Genomic DNA, 17673 nt, shown 5'->3' on the forward strand with positions numbered 1-17673 from the left:
CCAAGCAAACTCGAGATAAAAAGCGACGGCGATACTTCAGACGGGGCTTTTTATCGTACCTCCTATAAAAAGCGGCGATCATTCAATCACCGCTTGAACAAAATCTCCGGTCAATGATGTAGTATATACTACATACAAAAGCCGGTTTTTCCTTTTGCCGAATATATATCCGGCGGACGATACGTAGTAAAAACTACATACCATCCGCCATAAATGTAGTGCATACTACCGATATTTGTCAAGAGAAAAAATCAAAAAGTATAGAAAAAAAACGATGCGGGAATTTACCGCTCGGCTATAAAGTTTTTCATGCACTCGAGCGTTTCGGAGCTGATGTGATGTTCCAAGCCCTCGGAGTCGATCATCGCGGTTTTTTCACTCACACCGATTTTCAATAAAAAGCTTCGGACAATGCCGTGACGCTTCGTACATTTTCGCGCAAGCGCATAGCCTGCTTCGGTAAGGATTATCGGTTTGCGCGCTTCGTTTTCTATAAAACCGTTGGCTTTCAATCGCTGCAAAACTTGGATAACGGATACATGGCTCACGCCGAAATACCGCGCAAGATCCATAACGCGGCATTCGCCCCTTTCTTTTATTATCTTTGCGATGACTTCGGTATAGTCTTCGAGGATTTCCGTCGCGTGGTCGGCGCGTGTCCGAGAAAAAGCCAATGACGCTTCCGTTTGTTCTTCCGGCATTTTACCTCCGTCTTCGATAAGGTTTCATACAAGAATCTCCCGAAAGAAGATAAATAAGCGCATTGGTGTCCGCCAGACAATCAATCCCATTCATTCCGCATTTCCTTTTGCATTGCAAGACCGTCGCGCCGTATGTTTACACTGCCGAAATATTGCGATAAATCGCGTCCTTGCGCTTGTTCGGTATTCTTTTTGTAACGGTACAAAATATATTCGACATAATTTTCGATATCCGCAAGGTGTTCCTGCGGTACCGTTTTTATCTGTTCAAAAAGCGTTTCGTACGCCACATTCCACCTCTGCTTTACATCGGGATATATTGATTATAGCGCAAGTTTCCATATTCCGCTATCACAGTGTCGGGCGTACGAACACGACGAAAATCCCGCCTTGCTCACAACGCATTATTTCAGTATATTATTAGATTGAATGGCGAGTTTGGAAAATGTTAACCGATAAAGCTGTGCTTACGGCAAGAACCCGTCCGCTTAGCCGCGGTCGAGCTTTTAGGGCAGGCTTTCGCAGGCATAACGCTCGAAACGGCACGCAGCCGGAACCTCGCCGTAAGCATAATTTGATTTGATTTCCAAACTCGCCATTCAGTCGGTGAGCGAAACGGATGGAAAATTTCGAGTTTAAAAAACTCGAAATTAAACTTATTATAGCGAATTGAATATCGAGTTTTGAAAGTATATAATAATAAAATATGCTTTCGGCGAGAACTTCGTTCGGCTTTGCCTCACTACCGAGTTTGCTCTGCAAACTCACCTGTGTGCCGGAACCTCGCCTCCGCACGATTTTATTTATTTTCAAAACTCGACCTTCAGCTGATGCGCTGACGGAAAGTTGGAATTGTTAGGAGCAATCGTGTATAAGTATGTGACGATGTCGCCTCGATGCGACGATGATGAAGACGATGAAAAGAAAAAAATGCCGGAAATGCCCGATCCGCTTACGGAAAAATTCTTAAAGACGCGGCAGATTATCCTGTCGGGCGAAATCAATAAAGATTTGGCGGATAAAGTCGTGCGGCAGCTGCTCGTACTTGAAGCGGCAGACGATGAAAAAACGATTTATATGTATATCGATTCGCCCGGAGGGGATGTCGATGCGGGTTTTGCAATCTTCGATATGATTCGCTTTATCAAATCTCCGGTAGTCCTCATCGGCATGGGGTTGGTTGCAAGCGCAGCCGCCCTCGTGCTGCTTGCTGTTCCGAAAGACAGGCGCGCGGGGCTTCCGAACAGCCACTATCTCATTCACCAGCCGATGAGCGGCATGAAAGGCGTCGCGACGGACATCGAAATCCACGCGAAAGAGCTTGCAAAAACGCATGCGAAACTCAACCGCATCATCGCCGAAGAAACGGGTACGAACGAAGAACAGGTCGCAAAAGATACCGATCGCGACCACTGGCTCGACGCGGACGAAGCGGCGCAGTACGGTCTTATCAGCCGTGTCGTCAAAACGCGGGCGGAAATTGTCAAAGGCGATTAGGGCGCGAAATAAATCGATATGACTTTCGATTTGACCGGAACGCTTGCAGACGCAATCGCGGATGCGATCGAAAATCAGGAGCGGCGTTTCGTCGTCGACGCTGAAACGGGTACGCTTGTTGACGCGGCATCGGTTAGGTTGGATGAAGTACGGTATTATGCATTGCCCGAATGGGATTCCGCGGCGGGTTTTAAATTGCGGGAAGCTTTCGCCGCTTCCGTATATGCGCCGCTTGTCCGTGCCGAGCTGCAGGATGTTTTGCATTCGGGAAGGGGGGTGTTCAGAAATTTCAAGATTGTTTTAAAACGATTTCCTGAAGCCGAAAAAAAATGGTACCGCTTTAAAAACAAAAAGCTGCACGAATATATCGGCGGATGGTACAACGGTTTACGCGAAATATGGGGTTTGGAAAAGCTCGATCATATTGTCGAAGAAAACGACGATTTGATTCGAGACGACTTCACGTTTCAGGAATACGATTCCGCACGGGACAGGGATTGTATCTTTCATTCGGCATCCGTACGCGATTTTTACGGTATTTTATCTAACGATATCGACTCCGATGAAATTGCAAATGCCGTTTCCGAATTATGGCGGCAGCTTTTCGCATTCGGAGAATCCGTACATCAAAGCGGTTTTGTCTGCCGCGCATTAAACGGCGATTTTGCTGGATGCATTACGGCGGCGAGCGTTTCGTCCCGCATTGAAACGACGGCCGTCTTAACAAGTTTTTTCGTGTCCGAACCGTATCGCGGATTGGGCATCGGAAGCGAACTTTTTTCACTTTGCCTCGCAGACCTTCAAAAGCGGGGCAAGCGTTATGTAGTCACTGCAAACACGATTATACCCGACAGCCTCGTCGCTCTGTTTGAGCGCAACGGTTTTCAAAAAATAGGCTCGGGTTTTGCAGCAAAGATTCAGTAATTTTTATTTTGATTTGAAGAGGTAACGATATGGCATTCCAACGGGAGATTGAAATCGACAAAGAGCGCGTAGTGTCTTTTTTGAAAAACGCGCTGAACAAAGTGATGACCGAAGAAAATCCGGATCTGCTCAACGACTTGAAAAAAATATTCAAACGGACGATTCCGTTTTCGAAACGTATGTACGTCGCCGCGTATCTGACAAAAGAGATGCAGGGGAAATTTCACGGAACTTCAAACACGAGACGAAACGGCGCTTCGCTGCACGGTGTGCGAGGCACGCGAAATTTCAAAGACGCCCCCTACGGCAGATCTTCATACGACGATCGACGAGAAAACGGAGAATCGCTTGCCGACGAACTTCGTGATGAAGCGCATACTCCGCATCCGCGCGTACAGATCGACGAATCGCTTGCCGCAACGATATTTATCAGCATCGGGCGAAACAGACGTGTATATCCGCGCGACCTCGTAGGTCTGCTCGTAAGCGTCGCCGGCCTCGACCGCGACAGAATCGGCGATATCCGCGTGCTCGCAAATTATTCGTTCGTGCAGCTGTTCAAAGACGATACGGAAAAAGCGATCGCCGCGCTCAACGGTTACGATTACCGTGGTCGAAAACTTGCAGTGAGCTTTTCCCGTCAAAAAGACGACACAGCCAACGGCGAAAATGCGTACTCCTCCGATGTGCCGGACACGACGCAAACGACAGAAGACGCAAAGGCCTACGCAGCTGCGGAAAAAGCCGCACAGGACAAAGAACCCTTCGCTTCTCCCGCATATAAGGGCGAAAACGACGAAACGCCGCCGTCGGGCGACTATCTCGTCTAAACATCGGTAAAGCCGTCTCTTTTCGGGACGGCTTTTTTATAAAGGAACGGCGAAAACAAAACGGGGGCATTATGGAAGCATTAACAATTTTGCGAACCGGACCGCTCGGCGTAAACACATATATCGTGCCGCTTGCAGGCGATACCGTATACATCGTCGATCCCGCCGCCTGCGCCCTCTCTGGTGATGAAACGAAAATCACCGCATGGCTTAAAGAGCACAAAAAAGAGCCGCGCGCAATTATCTTAACGCACGGACACTTCGATCACATTTTGGGGCTTCCGATTTTAAAGCGTGCCTACCCCGCCTGTCCGATCGCCGTTCACAAAGACGATGCGTGCCTGCTCGGAGGTACTTCGGCTCAAATCGAATCGCTTCGCTTGATGGGCATTGAAGCGATAGCCCGTACGCTTCGCGATATGCCTCTTTGCGACATAACGTTTTCCGGATGCGAGACGCTCGAAGAAATCATCCCGTGCGAAGACGGCGGCGTGAGCGCTTTTCTTTCAAAGTGGAAGATAGTGCATACGCCGGGACATACGCCCGGCTCGGTTTGCCTCTACAGCGCAGAACGAAATGAGCTCATCTCGGGCGACACGGTATTTTACCGCAGCTGCGGTCGTACCGATTTGCCGGGCGGAGATGAGCGCACAATGTATGCAAGTCTTGCCTTAATCAAAAAAGAGATTCCGCCGAACACGCTCGTATACCCCGGACACGACGCTTACGGTTTTCCGCTTAGTGAAAATTATCAGTAGAAAAGCGGGGTTTTGAAAGTATCAGCCAATAAAGCTATACTTTCGGCGAGAACTTCGTCCGCTGGCTACGCCGTTCGCTGCGCTTACTGACGAGTTTGCGTTGCAAACTCGCCGTATAAATGCCGCGGTTGTGCTTTTAAACACCGCTTCCGCAAGCTGAACGCACAAAATCGCACGCAGGTTTCCCGCTTGAGCGCCGCATCGCGCTTGCTTCCGGTCGTTTTGTCACGCGGCCTGAAAGTCGCCTCCGTACATTTTTATTTGTTTTCAAAATTTGATATTCAATCGATTCGTAAAACAGACGGAAAAGGGTCTGTCTTAAAAGTTACTTACTTTTTCGACAGTCCTGCGAGTTTTAGAAAACTCGAAATTGAACCTAATAGACAACATTAAATTGATAAAAAACCGCTGCAAAGCGCCCGTATCACTCTGCAGCGGTATGTCACTCTCTCTGTCTCCGATGTTCTCTATGCGGTATGGTTATGCCGTCAGCGTCTCCTCTTTCGCTTCGCCGAAAATGGGTGCGTTTTCTTTTATAAAACGCACTGCACGTATTTCAGCTTTGCGTACGGTTTCCGAAGATACGCCGAGCAGCTTGCTCGTTTCAAATAATGTCCGCTGTTCCATGCTGTCGAAATCGTAACGGCAACACATGACACGACTCTCGCCTTTCGGGAGCGTATCGATAAACGAGCGGACTTCCTGTTTTAAAATCCTGCCGATCGCCGTTTCTTCCGGCCCTGCACTCATATCGGGTATGCTGTCGCCGAACGCGGTATCGTCGTATTCGCTGCACGGAGCATCGAGGCTTACGACGTTCCACGGCATGACCGCGATGTCGCGCACCGTTTTTTCTTCGATGCTCAACACGCGTGCGATATCCGCATCTGACGGCGCAAAACCGTTTTTCGCAAAAAGCTCCATACGCGCTTCGTTGATTTTCCGAAACAATTCGATTTTGTTATCGGGGATATAGACTTCCGTCGATTTTGTGTGTACGTAGCGCTGCATGTATTGCAAAATCCACGGGTAAGCATACGTCGAAAATCGAGTATGAAACGATGTTTTGAATTTCGAAAGAGCGGTCATCAAACCGATATTGCCTTCCTGTATCAAATCCATAAAGGGCGTATACGAATCCGCAAAGCGCCCTGCGATGCTGATGACGAGGCGCAGGTTCGAATTGATAAAGCGCTTTCGTGCAGCTTCGTCGCCTTCGGCAATGCGCTCCAATAGCGCTTTTTCTTCTTCCGCCGTCAGCAAACGGTACGTTTTGACTTCATTGAGGTACAGAGCGTAAACGGTATCGCTTTGTTTTTTCATACGTGTGCTCCATCGTAAAAACGCGTTCATATAGCCGAGCGGCCGCCTCTTCTCAACCGCCGGTATTTGTCACGCTCCGATATATCCCTCCGAAAGTTGAACTCTCGATTATTTATATGCAAATATTATGCCAAATAATTTATTTTTCACGTTTTTCGACAAATCATATAATTCCTTGTAATATAATTAATTATATGTTTATATCGAAACAAAAAAGGTTACCCAATGAAAACAAAATAAGACACTGTATACTTTTTTATACTATTAAAGTAGATGATATGTACAAACTGTCTACTTTTATGCACAGTGAGTACATACCGAAGCGGCGGATATACCGGCCGGTACGACGGCGGGCAGTCAGAGGGGCGTACGGAAAAGTTACGCAAGCGGCGCCCAGCGATGCGTTTAGCATACGGCATCCGAGAGGCTGTCTCAAAAGTCGGTTACTTTTTCGACAGCCAAGCCCCGCTTTACGTTGATACGGGACAGTATCGCTTACGGTAATTTGGAAGCAAGCGATGCGCAGATTATCGCTGCTGCCCGCCTTGCAAATGCGGACACTTTTATCCGCAGACTTGAAAAGGGTTACGATACCGTCATTTCGGGCGACGGCTTCGAAAACGAGAGCACGATTTGTTTTGCGAACAAGCAGATGAGAACGCAGACAATGAGCTGAGAGCGTAAGATGTACGAGATTGACGTCAGGAACGAACCGTGTTAGTGTATCTAAACGTAATTAATAAAAAGCAAAGTGAAAAAATCGAACCGTTGATATGAAGGTTGCAACGTTGTTATCCTGACACTCTGTTTTTTTATAGTAGGAGGAAATTATGAAAAAATCGGTAAAGGTGCTTACGGCGCTTTTGACGGCGGTAAGTTTATTCGCATGCAAATCGGGAAAGGTGCCTGAAAAAAAAGCTTCGTTCAAACCGGGAACGTATTCCGGTCAAGCGCAAGGGTTTCACGGCCTTATCAAACTCAACGTTACGGTGGACGAACGCTCCATCAAAAAAATTGTCATTACCGAACAAAATGAAACGGAAGGGATCGGAAGCAATGCGGTGGAACAGCTGCCCGGAAAAATCGTCAAAGCGCAAAGCTTGGCGGTGGATACGATCGCGGGCTGTACGATTTCGAGTAAAGCCATCCTTGCGGCGGTCGAGACGGCATTGGCGTCGTCGGGAGCCGATACGGCGGCGCTGAAAAAAGTGCAAAAGACGGAGGCTCGGACGGTTGCGACAAAAGAATTGAATACGCAGGTTTTGGTCGTCGGAGCGGGAGGGGCAGGCATGACGGCAGCTCTTCGCGCGGCGCAAAAAGGCCTAAAAGTATTGGTCGTTGAAAAGATGGCGTATGTGGGCGGAGCGACGGCTATGTCGAGCAGTTCCACCTTTGCACAAGGTACGCGTACACAAAAAGAAAAAGATTCTCCCGAAGCGGCAAAAGAAGATTTATTGAAAGTGGGCAATAATAAAAATGACGATATTCCCGTTACGCTGCTTGCGACATATTCCGGAGAAGCAGTTGACTGGCTCGATGACAGCGGTGTCGATTATGCTGATGACACGGGAAGGGCAAGCGCCGAATACCGCGTAGGACGCGCACGTATGCATATTTCAAGGTCGGGAGCAGGATTAATAAAAAATCTTTACGACGTATTGCGTGCACAGGGCGTGGAAGTGAAACTCAATACTCCGGCTTATAAATTGATTACGGATAACGGCAAGGTGACGGGTGCATGGGCACACGGCGAAGATGCCGATTATAAAATCAATGCCGACGCCGTCATTTTGGCGACGGGCGGCTATTGTTATGACAATCGCTATATTTCAAAAGAATTGAAAAAACTCCCGAACAGCGGATCCGTTGCCAATACGGGAGACGGCTTGACGATGGTGGAACCTCTCGGCGCCAAGCTTATCAATATGGAATATGTCGCAGTTGCAGGTCACGGCATCAGAAAAGGCAATTCATCCCAGCATACCAAGCCGCAGTGTTTGACGGCTTACCGTACGACAGGTACTATCCTGGTGAATATGGCGGGTAAAAGAATTGTCAACGAAACGGGTACCGATGCCAAATTGGTGGATGCCATGGCGAAGGCGGGCAGAGTATTCATGCTTATGGACAAAGCCGCTTTCGATGTGTATACGTCGAGTGCCATCGAACGAAAATATTTTTCCGAAGCGGATAAAGAGCAGTGGCTCAAAGAAAACGGTACGGGCATAACGGTGTTCGCGCACGGTGATTCGCTGAAAGAAGTTGCCGAAAGGGTCGGTATGGATGCCGCAGGTCTTGAAAAAACATTTGAAGCATATAAGTCGTACGCGGCGAAAGGCGAAGACCCCAACTTCGGCAGAAAAGCGACGATCGCATTGAGCGATAAAGGACCGTATTATCTTGTCGAACAGTGCCTGCGTTACAGCACGACGCTCGGCGGGGTCCAAATCAATGAAAAATTGCAGGTACTCAAAAAAGACGGTACGGCGATTGAAGGCTTATATGCCGCAGGCGAATTCGTAGGCGGCGTGTTCGGCGAGCGTTTTCCGCCTTCATCCGGCGTCGGCTGGGCTATGACGAGCGGCAAACTGGTCGGAGAATCGGTTGCCGAAGCGCTGAAGTAGACAGATGTTTGTGGACACGGACTTCGGAAAATGATATGCGGTAGTTCGGCAACACCCTTGACAAACGCGATTGTTTTTCGCTAGAGTAAAACCATGAAACACGGCTTTTCCGTAAAAAACGATATGCGCTCACTTTCTGCGGGCGGCTTGCCTGCAGCATACTCTTATTATCGCTATCGCTTTTTCTCTGTATGCGGAAGAGTCCCGCCGGCCTAAGGCTGCGTATGTGTTTTACTGAAAGTAGGTAAACAGAGGGAACTCTTCGGAGTTCCCTTTTTTATTCGTGCGGAGGGTTTAATACCCCGACGCTTGTGTCGGGGTTGTTGATTTTAAATTATTAAAAGGGGTATGCGATGATTGTTATTTTGAAAAAAAATGCGACGGATGCCGAGATGCAGGATTTTATCCGGCACTGGAAAGAAAGAGGCTACGGCGTTCACGTTTCGTGCGGAGAGGAAGCGACGATCCTCGGCTTGCTCGGTGATACGACAAAACTCGATACGGAAAGCGTTATCGCGAATCCGATTGTCGAAGACGTAAAGCGTGTTACGGCTCCGTACAAAATGGCGAACCGTGCCTTTCATCCCGACAATACGGTCATCACCGTCGGTACGGGAGGAAATGCGGTAAGTTTCGGGGGCAATACGGTTCCCGTGATTGCGGGTCCGTGTTCCGTCGAAAGCGAAGAGCAGGTTGTCGCGATTGCGAAAGCAGTGAAAAAAGCAGGTGCAAAATTGCTTCGCGGCGGCGCATTTAAACCGCGCACATCTCCGTATGCGTTTCAAGGGCTCGGTGCACAAGGTCTTGAATTTTTAAAATCGGCAAAAAAAGAGACAGGACTTCCGATCGTTACCGAATTGATGGACGTACGCCAGCTGCAGTATTTTGCCGACGTCGACGTGATTCAAATCGGCGCGCGCAATATGCAAAACTTCGATTTATTAAAAGAGATGGGCAAAGCCGGAAAACCGATTTTATTAAAACGCGGCATGGCGGCAACGGTTAAAGAACTGCTCATGTCCGCCGAATACATTATGGCAAGCGGCAACGAAAACGTCATCCTTTGTGAACGCGGCGTGCGTACCTTCGATTCCTATACGCGTAACTGCCTCGACGTGAGCGCCGTTCCGTATCTGCACAAAGTGAGTCACCTTCCGGTTATCATCGACCCGAGCCACGCGTGCGGCATGAGCTGGATGGTACCGACTCTTGCAAAAGCCGCCGTCGCGGCAGGCTCAGACGGCCTTATTATCGAAGTGCATAACGATCCGAGCCGCGCTCTGTGCGACGGCGAGCAAAGCCTGCGTCCCGACGAATTCGCTTCGCTGATGAAAACGCTCGCCCGCGTTGCGGAAATCGAAAGACGAAGCGTGTAACGACACCGTGCATAATGCGCACAATTTATGGGGGAAATTATGAATGCGATGAGTAATCTTCGGGATGCTCTGTACGGCATCGTCGGGCTCGGCATCATGGGCGGCTCCGTTGCAAAAGCCATCCGCGCCAACGTGCTCGACATGCCGGAAGCTCGAGGAAAAATTTTTGCATGCGATGCGCTTGGCGCAACGCTCGACGCTGCCGTCCGCGACGGCGTTATCGACGAGGGCTTTGCTCCGAGCGATGCGGGCGCCATGCTCTCTCAGTGCGATATCGTATATATTTGCCTTTATCCGCACGCGACGCTCGAATTTATTAAAGCGCACCGAAACGATTTTAAAAGCGCATCGATCGTTACCGACATAAGCGGCGTCAAAACGTTTTTAGCCGACGGACTTGCAGATTTTTCGAGGAACGACGTCGATTGTATCTTCGGGCACCCGATGGCCGGCGGTGAAAAGGAAGGATATGTCAACTCGAACGGTGCATATTTTAAAGGGCGAAATTATATTTTGATGCTGCAGCCTTCGAATAAAGCCGAAAACATCGCACTCATAAAAAGCCTCATCGCCGCGATGGGCTTTGCGCGCATCGTCGAAACGGATTGCAAAAATCATGATCGAAAAATCGCTTTTACGAGTCAGCTGTGCCACGTCATCGCATCCGCCATGGTCAAAAGCGCCGAAGACGAAACGATTACCGAATTCGGCGGCGGAAGCTTTGAAGACTTGACGCGCATCGCGATGATCAACGCGCCCTTGTGGACGGAACTTTTTCTCGCAAATAAAGACGAACTTCTTTCGCATATCGCAGCCTTTGAAAAGCAGCTTACGCTTATAAAAAAAGCCGTCGCGGAAAACGATGCCGCTTCGCTCGAAGCTTACCTCGAAGATGTGCGTACACGCCGAATAAATATGGGAACGTACGTCGTCAAAACGAGTACGGTACCGAACGGTTGAGGATGCGCCGATTGATCCGAAGGGGGCTGCCGCTGCAAACTTCGAAATTAAGTAATTTTTGAACCTTGTACTCAGGCGCCAATCATGATACGATATTGATATGGAATATAGGATAAAAACGATTTGGGATCCTGAAGCTGCCGTATGGACTGCGACGAGTGACGATGTACCCGGACTCTGTCTTGAATCCGGTTCACTCGATGCGCTTATTGAAAAAGTTAAATATACCGTGCCCGAACTTTTAGCGATGAATACAAAAACGACTGCCGGTACGGATATCGCGGTTTCATTTGCAGCGCAGCGTAAAGAAGTCGTGGCTCTTTGACGGCGGAATACGAAAAAAAGATTTGTTTAAACCTTCGTATTGACGAGGTGAAGTCCGTTCATTAAAATTGATAACTATGAGCGATCTTGACGTGCTCGACGGAGCGATCCGTCGTGTTCCCGACTTCCCGAAGCCGGGTATTCTTTTCTACGATATCACCGGCATCTTCGTCAACCCGCAGGCGTTTTCATTTTGCATCGACAGCATGGTAAACATATACGGCGATAAAAATTTAGATGCGGTTGCTGGCGTCGAATCGCGCGGCTTTTTATTTGCCGCTCCGTTTGCGCTTCGCATGGGGATCCCGCTCGTGCTCGTACGCAAAAAAGGAAAGCTTCCGGGCGATAAATATACGTGTGCGTATTCGCTCGAATACGGACAAGCGGAAATCGAAGCGCATAAATCCGACATTGAAAAAGGGAAACGCTATCTCATCGTCGACGATCTGATCGCGACGGGCGGAACACTCCAAGCTTCCCGCAGCCTTATCGAACAGGGCGGCGGCATCGTTTCCGATTTTTTCGGCGTCATAGGACTTTCCGACCTGCATTACAGAGAAGCGCTTGAGCCCATACGTGTTACGACGCTCATCGATTATCACGGTGCATAATCAAATTTAACAATCGCAGGCTTCCGGGAACTCGACCGTTTTTTGGAAGTCTCCGATTATCGATCACGGATGTTTTTATGAATGAATTGCCGCAGCATTACAAGCAGATACTGAATTCGAAAGAAACGGAACACGCTATCGTTTTGATAAAAAATTTTTTTCAAACGGCGCTTTCAACCGAATTGAATTTGACGCGCGTCACCGCTCCTCTTTTCGTGCAGAGCGGACTCGGCATAAACGACGATTTGAACGGTGTCGAAGAGCCGGTATCGTTTCCGGTAAAAGATATGGGAAACAAGCGCATGGAAATCGTACAGTCGCTCGCCAAGTGGAAGCGGCTCAAAGTGACGGAACTCGGTATGCAGCCGAGCTTCGGCATTTACACCGATATGAATGCGATCCGTCCCGACGAAACGCTCGATGCGATTCATTCGCTGTACGTCGATCAATGGGATTGGGAAATGGCGATTATGCCTGAAAATCGGACGGTGTTTTATCTGCACGAAATCGTAAAAAAAATCTACCGCTGCCTCAAGCGCGCAGAGTTTTATATTTACGATCACTACGCTGCGATTACGCCGTCTCTTCCGGAAAATATTACGCTGCTGTATGCCGATGATTTGGAACGCGAATATCCGGCTCTCTGTCCGCACGAACGGGAAGCGAGGGCTGCAAAGAAATACGGCGCGGTGTTTATAACCGGCATCGGCGGAAAAATGGCGAGCGGTTCCGTTCACGACGGACGCGCGCCCGATTACGACGATTGGATTACCGAAACGGGCGACGGACACCGCGGCTTAAACGGCGACATCATCGTGTGGAACAGCGTCCTCAAAGCGCCGCTCGAACTTTCATCAATGGGCATCCGCGTTTCTCCCGAATCGTTGAAAGCGCAGCTCAAAGAGCGGGGCTGTATCGATCGCGAAAAATTCGAATTTCACAAAAAATTATTAAAAGGCGAACTGCTGCAAACGCTCGGCGGCGGCATCGGACAGTCGCGGTTGTGCATGTTTTTGCTCAGAAAAGCGCACATCGGCGAAACACAGGTGAGTATTTGGCCGAAAAAAATGATTAAAGACTGCGCCGACTTAGGCATTACGCTTTTGTAGCGCGAAGGATCCGCATAAAAGCGGCTGCTCGGTGGAAACGATTTTTTTTATTGCCGATGAAACTTCCCGTCTCGACGAGCTTTTGAGAAAAAAACTGATACAATATTTGAGCGGCGAAAATCCCGTAAGCAATTCGAAAATACGCCGCCTCATCGTCGCAGGCGCGGTATTCGGCGACGGCACCCAGCGGCGAATACCTGCGTACACGGTAAAAAAGGGATGCCGCATCGCAGTAAAAATCGACAGAGAAAAATTTTTTTACGAAAAACAAAACGACGACATATTTTTCGAGCTTTCGGAAAAATCGATTTTATACGAAGACGATTGTTTGATAATCGTCGATAAACCCGATCGCTTTCTTACGGAGCCGACGGTTGCGGGAAAGCGCGGCAATATGCACGATGCGGTCATCGCTTGGTTGTGGAAAAAAGATCCGTCGCTTCGAAACAGGCCGTATGCGGGTATCATGCACCGCCTCGACAGGACGACGAGCGGCGTGCTGCTTTTTACAAAACAGCGATCGGTCAACGCGCGTATGCATGAACTCTTCGAAAACGGCGGCGTGAAAAAGACGTACCGCGCCCTCGCCGCAAAACCTTTCGCATCGCCCGAAGCGTACTTCAGCGTCGAAAGCAAAATCGGCAAAATCGGCGGAAGCGGCATGTGGGGCGAAGCAAAAGACGGGCGCTTTGCGCACACCGATTTTGCACTGCTCGGCGAATGCACGAGGGACGGGAAAAAATTGTTAAGGGTTGAAGCGAAGCCGATTACGGGGCGCACGCATCAGATCCGTATCCACCTCGCCTCTCGCGGCATGCCGATTTTAGGCGACGAACGCTACGGCGGGGAAAAGGCCGAACGGCTTTTTCTGCATGCGTATTCGATTTCGTTTCCGCATCCGCTAAGCGGGAAAATGCTTACGGTGTGCGCTCCGCTGCCTGCGGGATTTTAGGGTGCACGAAATTTAATAACGATTTTGATTTGAATGACGGAGCATACCTTATTCGTTTTTATCTGTCGTTTTTACCTTGACAAAACCCGTAATTTCACTATTATATAATTGTATTGAGTATGACAAAATATCGTGTTTTGTCATTTTGATTTTGACGAGGTACCAATGAAAAAATATGCTTTTTTGTTTCCGGGTCAGGGCGCACAGGAACCCGGCATGATGAAAGACGTGTGCGAATCTTTTCCCGAAGCGCGTACGCTGCTCGATTCCGTTTCATCGATTACCGGGAGGGATATGGCAAAGCTTTTGTGGGAAACGGATCAGGCGGAATTGAGCCGCAGCGACAACAGTCAACTCGCGATCACGTCCGCGTCTCTCATGGTTTCCGAAGCGTTGAAATCGAAGGGTATCGTGCCGTCCGCTGCTATGGGATTCAGCCTCGGCGAATTTCCGGCGCTCGGCATTTCGGGTGTGCTTTCGTTTGAAGACCTCATCCGTGTCGTGCAAAAGCGCGGCGATATAATGCAGCGCGTGTGCGAAGAAATCGCTTCCGCAAATGCAGGTCATGCTCCGGGCATGAGCGCGATTATCGGTTTGCCGCCGGAAAAGGTGCAGGAAATCTGTTCAGGTCTTAAAGACGTGTACGCTGCAAATCTAAACAGCGCCAAACAGACGGTTATCAGCGGTACGGCCGACGGTCTTGCCGCAGCCGAAAAAGCGTGTACCGAAGCGGGTGCTCGGCGTGCGATCAGGCTTTCGGTCGCCGGTCCCTTCCATTGTCCGCTCATGCAAAAAGCCGCCGACGAATTTGAAAAAGCGATCGCGGACGTAACGTTCGCCGATCCTAAAATCGATTTGTTCAGCAACGTAACCGGAGAAAAAGTTCTCAAAGGAAGCGATGCGAAAAAAAATGCGGTGCTGCACTTGACAAACCCGGTACGGTGGACTCTGGAAGAAAAAGTGCTCGCCGACGTCATGGATGCGGATTCCGCAAACGGATGGCGCGTGCTTGAGCCGGGTGTCGGCAAAGTGCTGAGCGGGCTTTGGCGCGATTCTCCTTTCGGCGAAAAGCGGCCGAGCACGCCTGTCAATTCGGCCGAATCGATAGGCGGAGTCGAGTGATGCTGCTTGCAGATAAAAAGGCGCTCGTCACGGGATCGAGCCGCGGTATCGGTCGAAAGATTGTAGAAACTTTTTTGCGCGAAGGCGCTGAAGTATGGGGGCTCTGCTCGCATCCGTCGGAAGCGAAATCGGAGCTGGAACGGTTCGCCTCATCGCACGGTACGGCTTTTCACGAACTTGTCGCCGATGCGGGAGATGCCGCCCGCCTTTCGGAAGTCGTTAAAGAAGCGCTTTCGGCTTCCGGGGGATTCGACGTGCTCGTCAATAACGCGGGCATCACAAAGGACGGTCTTTCGTTCCGCATGAAAATCGAAGATTGGCAAAAAGTTCTCGATGTCAATCTCACTGCGGTGTTCGTTGCAACGCAGATCGTTTCAAACGATATGATTCACAAAAAATCAGGTTCGATAATCAATATGTCGAGCATCGTCGGCATACACGGCGGTGCTGGTCAGGTCAACTACAGCGCGAGTAAAGCTGGTCTTATCGGCTATACGAAAAGCCTTGCAAAAGAAGTCGGTTCCCGCGGCGTACGCGTAAACGCCGTAGCGCCCGGCTATATCGAAACGGACATGACAAAGGCGGTGAACGAAAAAGCGCGCGAAGCGTGGGTCGCTCAGATTCCGCTCAAACGTGCAGGGCAAACCGAAGACGTCGCAAACGCGGTGCTGTTTTTGGCAAGCGATCTGTCGGCATACGTTACGGCCCAAGTGCTCGGCGTAGACGGCGGCATGGGCGCGTGAGGCTATGGACGCCTCCGAAAACCATGCCGGATTTTTGGAGACGCTTTTATGTTATTGATTAGTAATTTTATAACGGAATGAACAGGAGTTGGCGGTTATGGAAAAGAGGCGGGTTGTGATAACGGGTATCGGGGCGATTACCCCGATCGGAAATTCGGTTGCGGAAACGTGGGCTGCGGCAAAAGCGGGTAAAAGCGGAGTTGCGCTCATCACGCATTTCGATGCGAGTACATTTAAAGCGCGGTATGCGGGCGAAGTAAAAAACTTCGACGCGACCAAGTATATGAATCCCGAAGCGGCGCGCAAGATGGCGCGCTTTTCGCAGTATGCGGTCGCCGCGGCAAAAATGGCGCTCGATGATGCATCTATTGAAGCGAACAGCGATGTTATCAAAGACGCTGCGATCTTTATGGGCGTCGGTATCGGCGGTTTTGAAGTGAACGAAGACTGCTGCATCAAATATTCGCAGAGTCCGCAGCACCGTCTGCCGCCTATGACGATTCCCGAACTGATTCCGAATGAAGCATGCGGTAACATTTCCATGGCTCTCGGCATTCACGGGCCGGCACACACGGTGACGACTGCATGCGCGAGCGGTTCGGACGCACTCGGAGATGCACTCGATTTTATCAGAGGCGGCCGGCGCGATATCTGCCTCGCCGGCGGAGCCGAGAGTACGATCAACGGATTCGGCATCGCGGGTTTTGAAGTGCTCCACGCGCTTTCGACTTCTTTTGCCGACAATCCCGCAGCAGCAAGCCGTCCCTTCGACAAAAGGCGCGAAGGTTTTGTCATGGGTGAAGGCAGCGCGGTATTCGTGCTCGAAGAATACGAACATGCGAAAAAACGCGGCGCAAAGATATACGCCGAACTCGCAGGCTACGGCGGAACGAGCGACGGTTATCACTTGACCGCTCCGAACCCCGACGGCGTTTGGGGAGCGGCGGCTATGACGGAAGCGCTTAAAGACGCGGGCGTAAAACCTGAAGAAGTGCAGTATTACAACGCGCACGGAACAGCGACGAAAAAGAACGACCCCTGCGAAACGCAGATGTTGAAGATCGCGTTCGGCGAAGAAAACGCGAAAAAGCTGCACATATCGTCGACGAAGAGCATGACAGGACACTGCCTCGGAGCTACCGGTGCAATCGAAGCGATGTTTGCAGTCAAAGCGATCGAAGAAGGCTTTATTCCCCCGACGATCAATCTCGACGAACAGGATGTCGAAGGCGGCTGCGATTTGAATTATACGCCGAACAAAGGTATCGAATGCAAAGTCGACTGCGCCATGAGTTCGACATTCGGCTTCGGCGGACATAACGGCGTTATCGTACTGAAAAGAATTTAATATTTTCCGAACGGGGGACTGTATGGTTACGAACGATATCGCTTCTCTTTTGCCGCATCGAAAGCCGTTTTTATTCGTCGATGAAATACTTTCGTGCGATGAAAAAGGCAGCGTAAGCACGCGAAAATTTACCGACGACGATTTCTTTTTTAAGGGACATTTTCCGCAGTATCCCGTCGTGCCCGGCGTTATCCTCGTTGAAACGATGGCACAGGCGGGAGGAGCGGCGCTCAGCTTTCAAAAGAAATTTCAGGAAGACAGTTTGTTTTTTCTCGCTACGGTCGATAAAGTGAAGTTTCGAAATCAAGTGCGTCCCGGCGATACGGTGCGTATGGAAATCGCGAATCTGCGCGTTTCACCGCACATGGTAAAGCAGTCGGGTAAAGCCTATGTCGGCGACGTTTTGGCGGCGGAAGCCGAATGGATGTGCCTCGTCGGAAGCGAAAGCGCCGTACGATAACCGCCGCCGTT

At 50.0% G+C, this 17673-nt stretch carries 19 protein-coding genes; 16 read left to right on the forward strand and 3 right to left on the reverse strand.

Going from position 1 to position 17673, the window contains the following annotated elements; translation table 11 throughout:
• Positions 1-284 precede the first annotated feature (284 nt).
• Both mntR and HMPREF0860_RS06265 read right to left on the reverse strand, forming a co-directional pair.
• Positions 285-701, reverse strand: coding sequence for a manganese-binding transcriptional regulator MntR (mntR, locus tag HMPREF0860_RS06260; protein ID WP_021329485.1), 417 nt, complete (start codon positions 699-701; stop codon positions 285-287).
• Between the two features lie 80 nt (positions 702-781).
• Positions 782-991, reverse strand: a complete 210-nt coding sequence (locus tag HMPREF0860_RS06265) for a hypothetical protein (protein ID WP_021329491.1) — start codon at positions 989-991, stop codon at positions 782-784.
• A 595-nt stretch (positions 992-1586) separates the two neighbouring features.
• Here HMPREF0860_RS06265 and HMPREF0860_RS06270 point away from each other — a divergent pair.
• From HMPREF0860_RS06270 to HMPREF0860_RS06285, 4 genes are all read left to right on the forward strand, one after another.
• The gene (locus HMPREF0860_RS06270; RefSeq protein ID WP_038080378.1) at positions 1587-2198 is read left to right on the forward strand and encodes an ATP-dependent Clp protease proteolytic subunit; all 612 of its coding nucleotides are present in this window, start codon (positions 1587-1589) and stop codon (positions 2196-2198) included.
• Between the two features lie 18 nt (positions 2199-2216).
• A complete protein-coding gene (locus HMPREF0860_RS13250) occupies positions 2217-3122 on the forward strand; it encodes a GNAT family N-acetyltransferase (protein WP_021329465.1) in 906 nt (301 codons plus the stop codon).
• A 29-nt stretch (positions 3123-3151) separates the two neighbouring features.
• On the forward strand, positions 3152-3952 hold the full coding sequence (locus HMPREF0860_RS06280) for a DbpA RNA binding domain-containing protein (protein ID WP_021329394.1): 801 nt from the start codon (positions 3152-3154) through the stop codon (positions 3950-3952).
• A gap of 71 nt (positions 3953-4023) precedes the next feature.
• Entirely contained in the window at positions 4024-4710 is a 687-nt protein-coding gene (locus HMPREF0860_RS06285) for an MBL fold metallo-hydrolase (RefSeq protein WP_021329487.1), read from the forward strand.
• Positions 4711-5190: 480 nt separating this feature from the next.
• Here HMPREF0860_RS06285 and HMPREF0860_RS06290 read toward each other — a convergent pair whose 3' ends face one another.
• Positions 5191-6033 (reverse strand): sigma-70 family RNA polymerase sigma factor, encoded by an 843-nt coding sequence (locus tag HMPREF0860_RS06290; RefSeq protein ID WP_038080380.1) that lies wholly within the window; start codon positions 6031-6033, stop codon positions 5191-5193.
• 505 nt (positions 6034-6538) lie between these two features.
• Here HMPREF0860_RS06290 and HMPREF0860_RS06295 point away from each other — a divergent pair.
• The 12 genes from HMPREF0860_RS06295 (at position 6539) to fabZ (ending at position 17662) form a co-directional block, all read left to right on the forward strand.
• A complete protein-coding gene (locus HMPREF0860_RS06295; protein ID WP_156001985.1) occupies positions 6539-6709 on the forward strand; it encodes a hypothetical protein in 171 nt (56 codons plus the stop codon).
• A gap of 154 nt (positions 6710-6863) precedes the next feature.
• Positions 6864-8657 carry an FAD-dependent oxidoreductase gene (locus HMPREF0860_RS06300; protein WP_021329530.1) on the forward strand — a complete coding sequence of 598 codons (1794 nt, stop codon included), beginning with the start codon at positions 6864-6866 and terminating at the stop codon, positions 8655-8657.
• Between the two features lie 353 nt (positions 8658-9010).
• A complete protein-coding gene (gene aroF, locus HMPREF0860_RS06305; protein ID WP_021329389.1) occupies positions 9011-10033 on the forward strand; it encodes a 3-deoxy-7-phosphoheptulonate synthase in 1023 nt (340 codons plus the stop codon).
• Between the two features lie 39 nt (positions 10034-10072).
• Complete coding sequence (locus tag HMPREF0860_RS06310; protein WP_021329430.1) at positions 10073-10993, forward strand: prephenate dehydrogenase; 921 nt, start codon at positions 10073-10075, stop codon at positions 10991-10993.
• 100 nt (positions 10994-11093) lie between these two features.
• Positions 11094-11318: a DUF1902 domain-containing protein gene (locus tag HMPREF0860_RS06315; RefSeq protein WP_021329482.1), complete on the forward strand. Its 225-nt coding sequence runs from the start codon at positions 11094-11096 to the stop codon at positions 11316-11318.
• Between the two features lie 76 nt (positions 11319-11394).
• Positions 11395-11928 carry an adenine phosphoribosyltransferase gene (locus HMPREF0860_RS06320; RefSeq protein WP_021329490.1) on the forward strand — a complete coding sequence of 178 codons (534 nt, stop codon included), beginning with the start codon at positions 11395-11397 and terminating at the stop codon, positions 11926-11928.
• Positions 11929-12005: 77 nt separating this feature from the next.
• Positions 12006-13037, forward strand: coding sequence for an aspartate--ammonia ligase (gene asnA, locus HMPREF0860_RS06325; RefSeq protein WP_021329399.1), 1032 nt, complete (start codon positions 12006-12008; stop codon positions 13035-13037).
• Between the two features lie 31 nt (positions 13038-13068).
• Positions 13069-13989 (forward strand): RluA family pseudouridine synthase, encoded by a 921-nt coding sequence (locus HMPREF0860_RS06330; RefSeq protein WP_021329464.1) that lies wholly within the window; start codon positions 13069-13071, stop codon positions 13987-13989.
• Positions 13990-14154: 165 nt separating this feature from the next.
• Positions 14155-15111 carry an ACP S-malonyltransferase gene (locus tag HMPREF0860_RS06335; protein WP_021329412.1) on the forward strand — a complete coding sequence of 319 codons (957 nt, stop codon included), beginning with the start codon at positions 14155-14157 and terminating at the stop codon, positions 15109-15111.
• Positions 15111-15854: a 3-oxoacyl-[acyl-carrier-protein] reductase gene (fabG, locus tag HMPREF0860_RS06340; protein ID WP_021329462.1), complete on the forward strand. Its 744-nt coding sequence runs from the start codon at positions 15111-15113 to the stop codon at positions 15852-15854. The genes HMPREF0860_RS06335 and fabG overlap by 1 nt, the downstream gene beginning before the upstream one ends.
• 97 nt (positions 15855-15951) lie before the next feature.
• Positions 15952-17202, forward strand: coding sequence for a beta-ketoacyl-ACP synthase II (gene fabF / locus HMPREF0860_RS06345; RefSeq protein ID WP_021329396.1), 1251 nt, complete (start codon positions 15952-15954; stop codon positions 17200-17202).
• Positions 17203-17224: 22 nt separating this feature from the next.
• Positions 17225-17662: a 3-hydroxyacyl-ACP dehydratase FabZ gene (gene fabZ / locus HMPREF0860_RS06350; protein ID WP_021329455.1), complete on the forward strand. Its 438-nt coding sequence runs from the start codon at positions 17225-17227 to the stop codon at positions 17660-17662.
• Positions 17663-17673: the final 11 nt, after the last annotated feature.

Source organism: Treponema socranskii subsp. socranskii VPI DR56BR1116 = ATCC 35536 (assembly GCF_000468115.1).
In the GTDB taxonomy this organism is placed as follows: Bacteria; Spirochaetota; Spirochaetia; order Treponematales; family Treponemataceae; genus Treponema_D; species Treponema_D socranskii.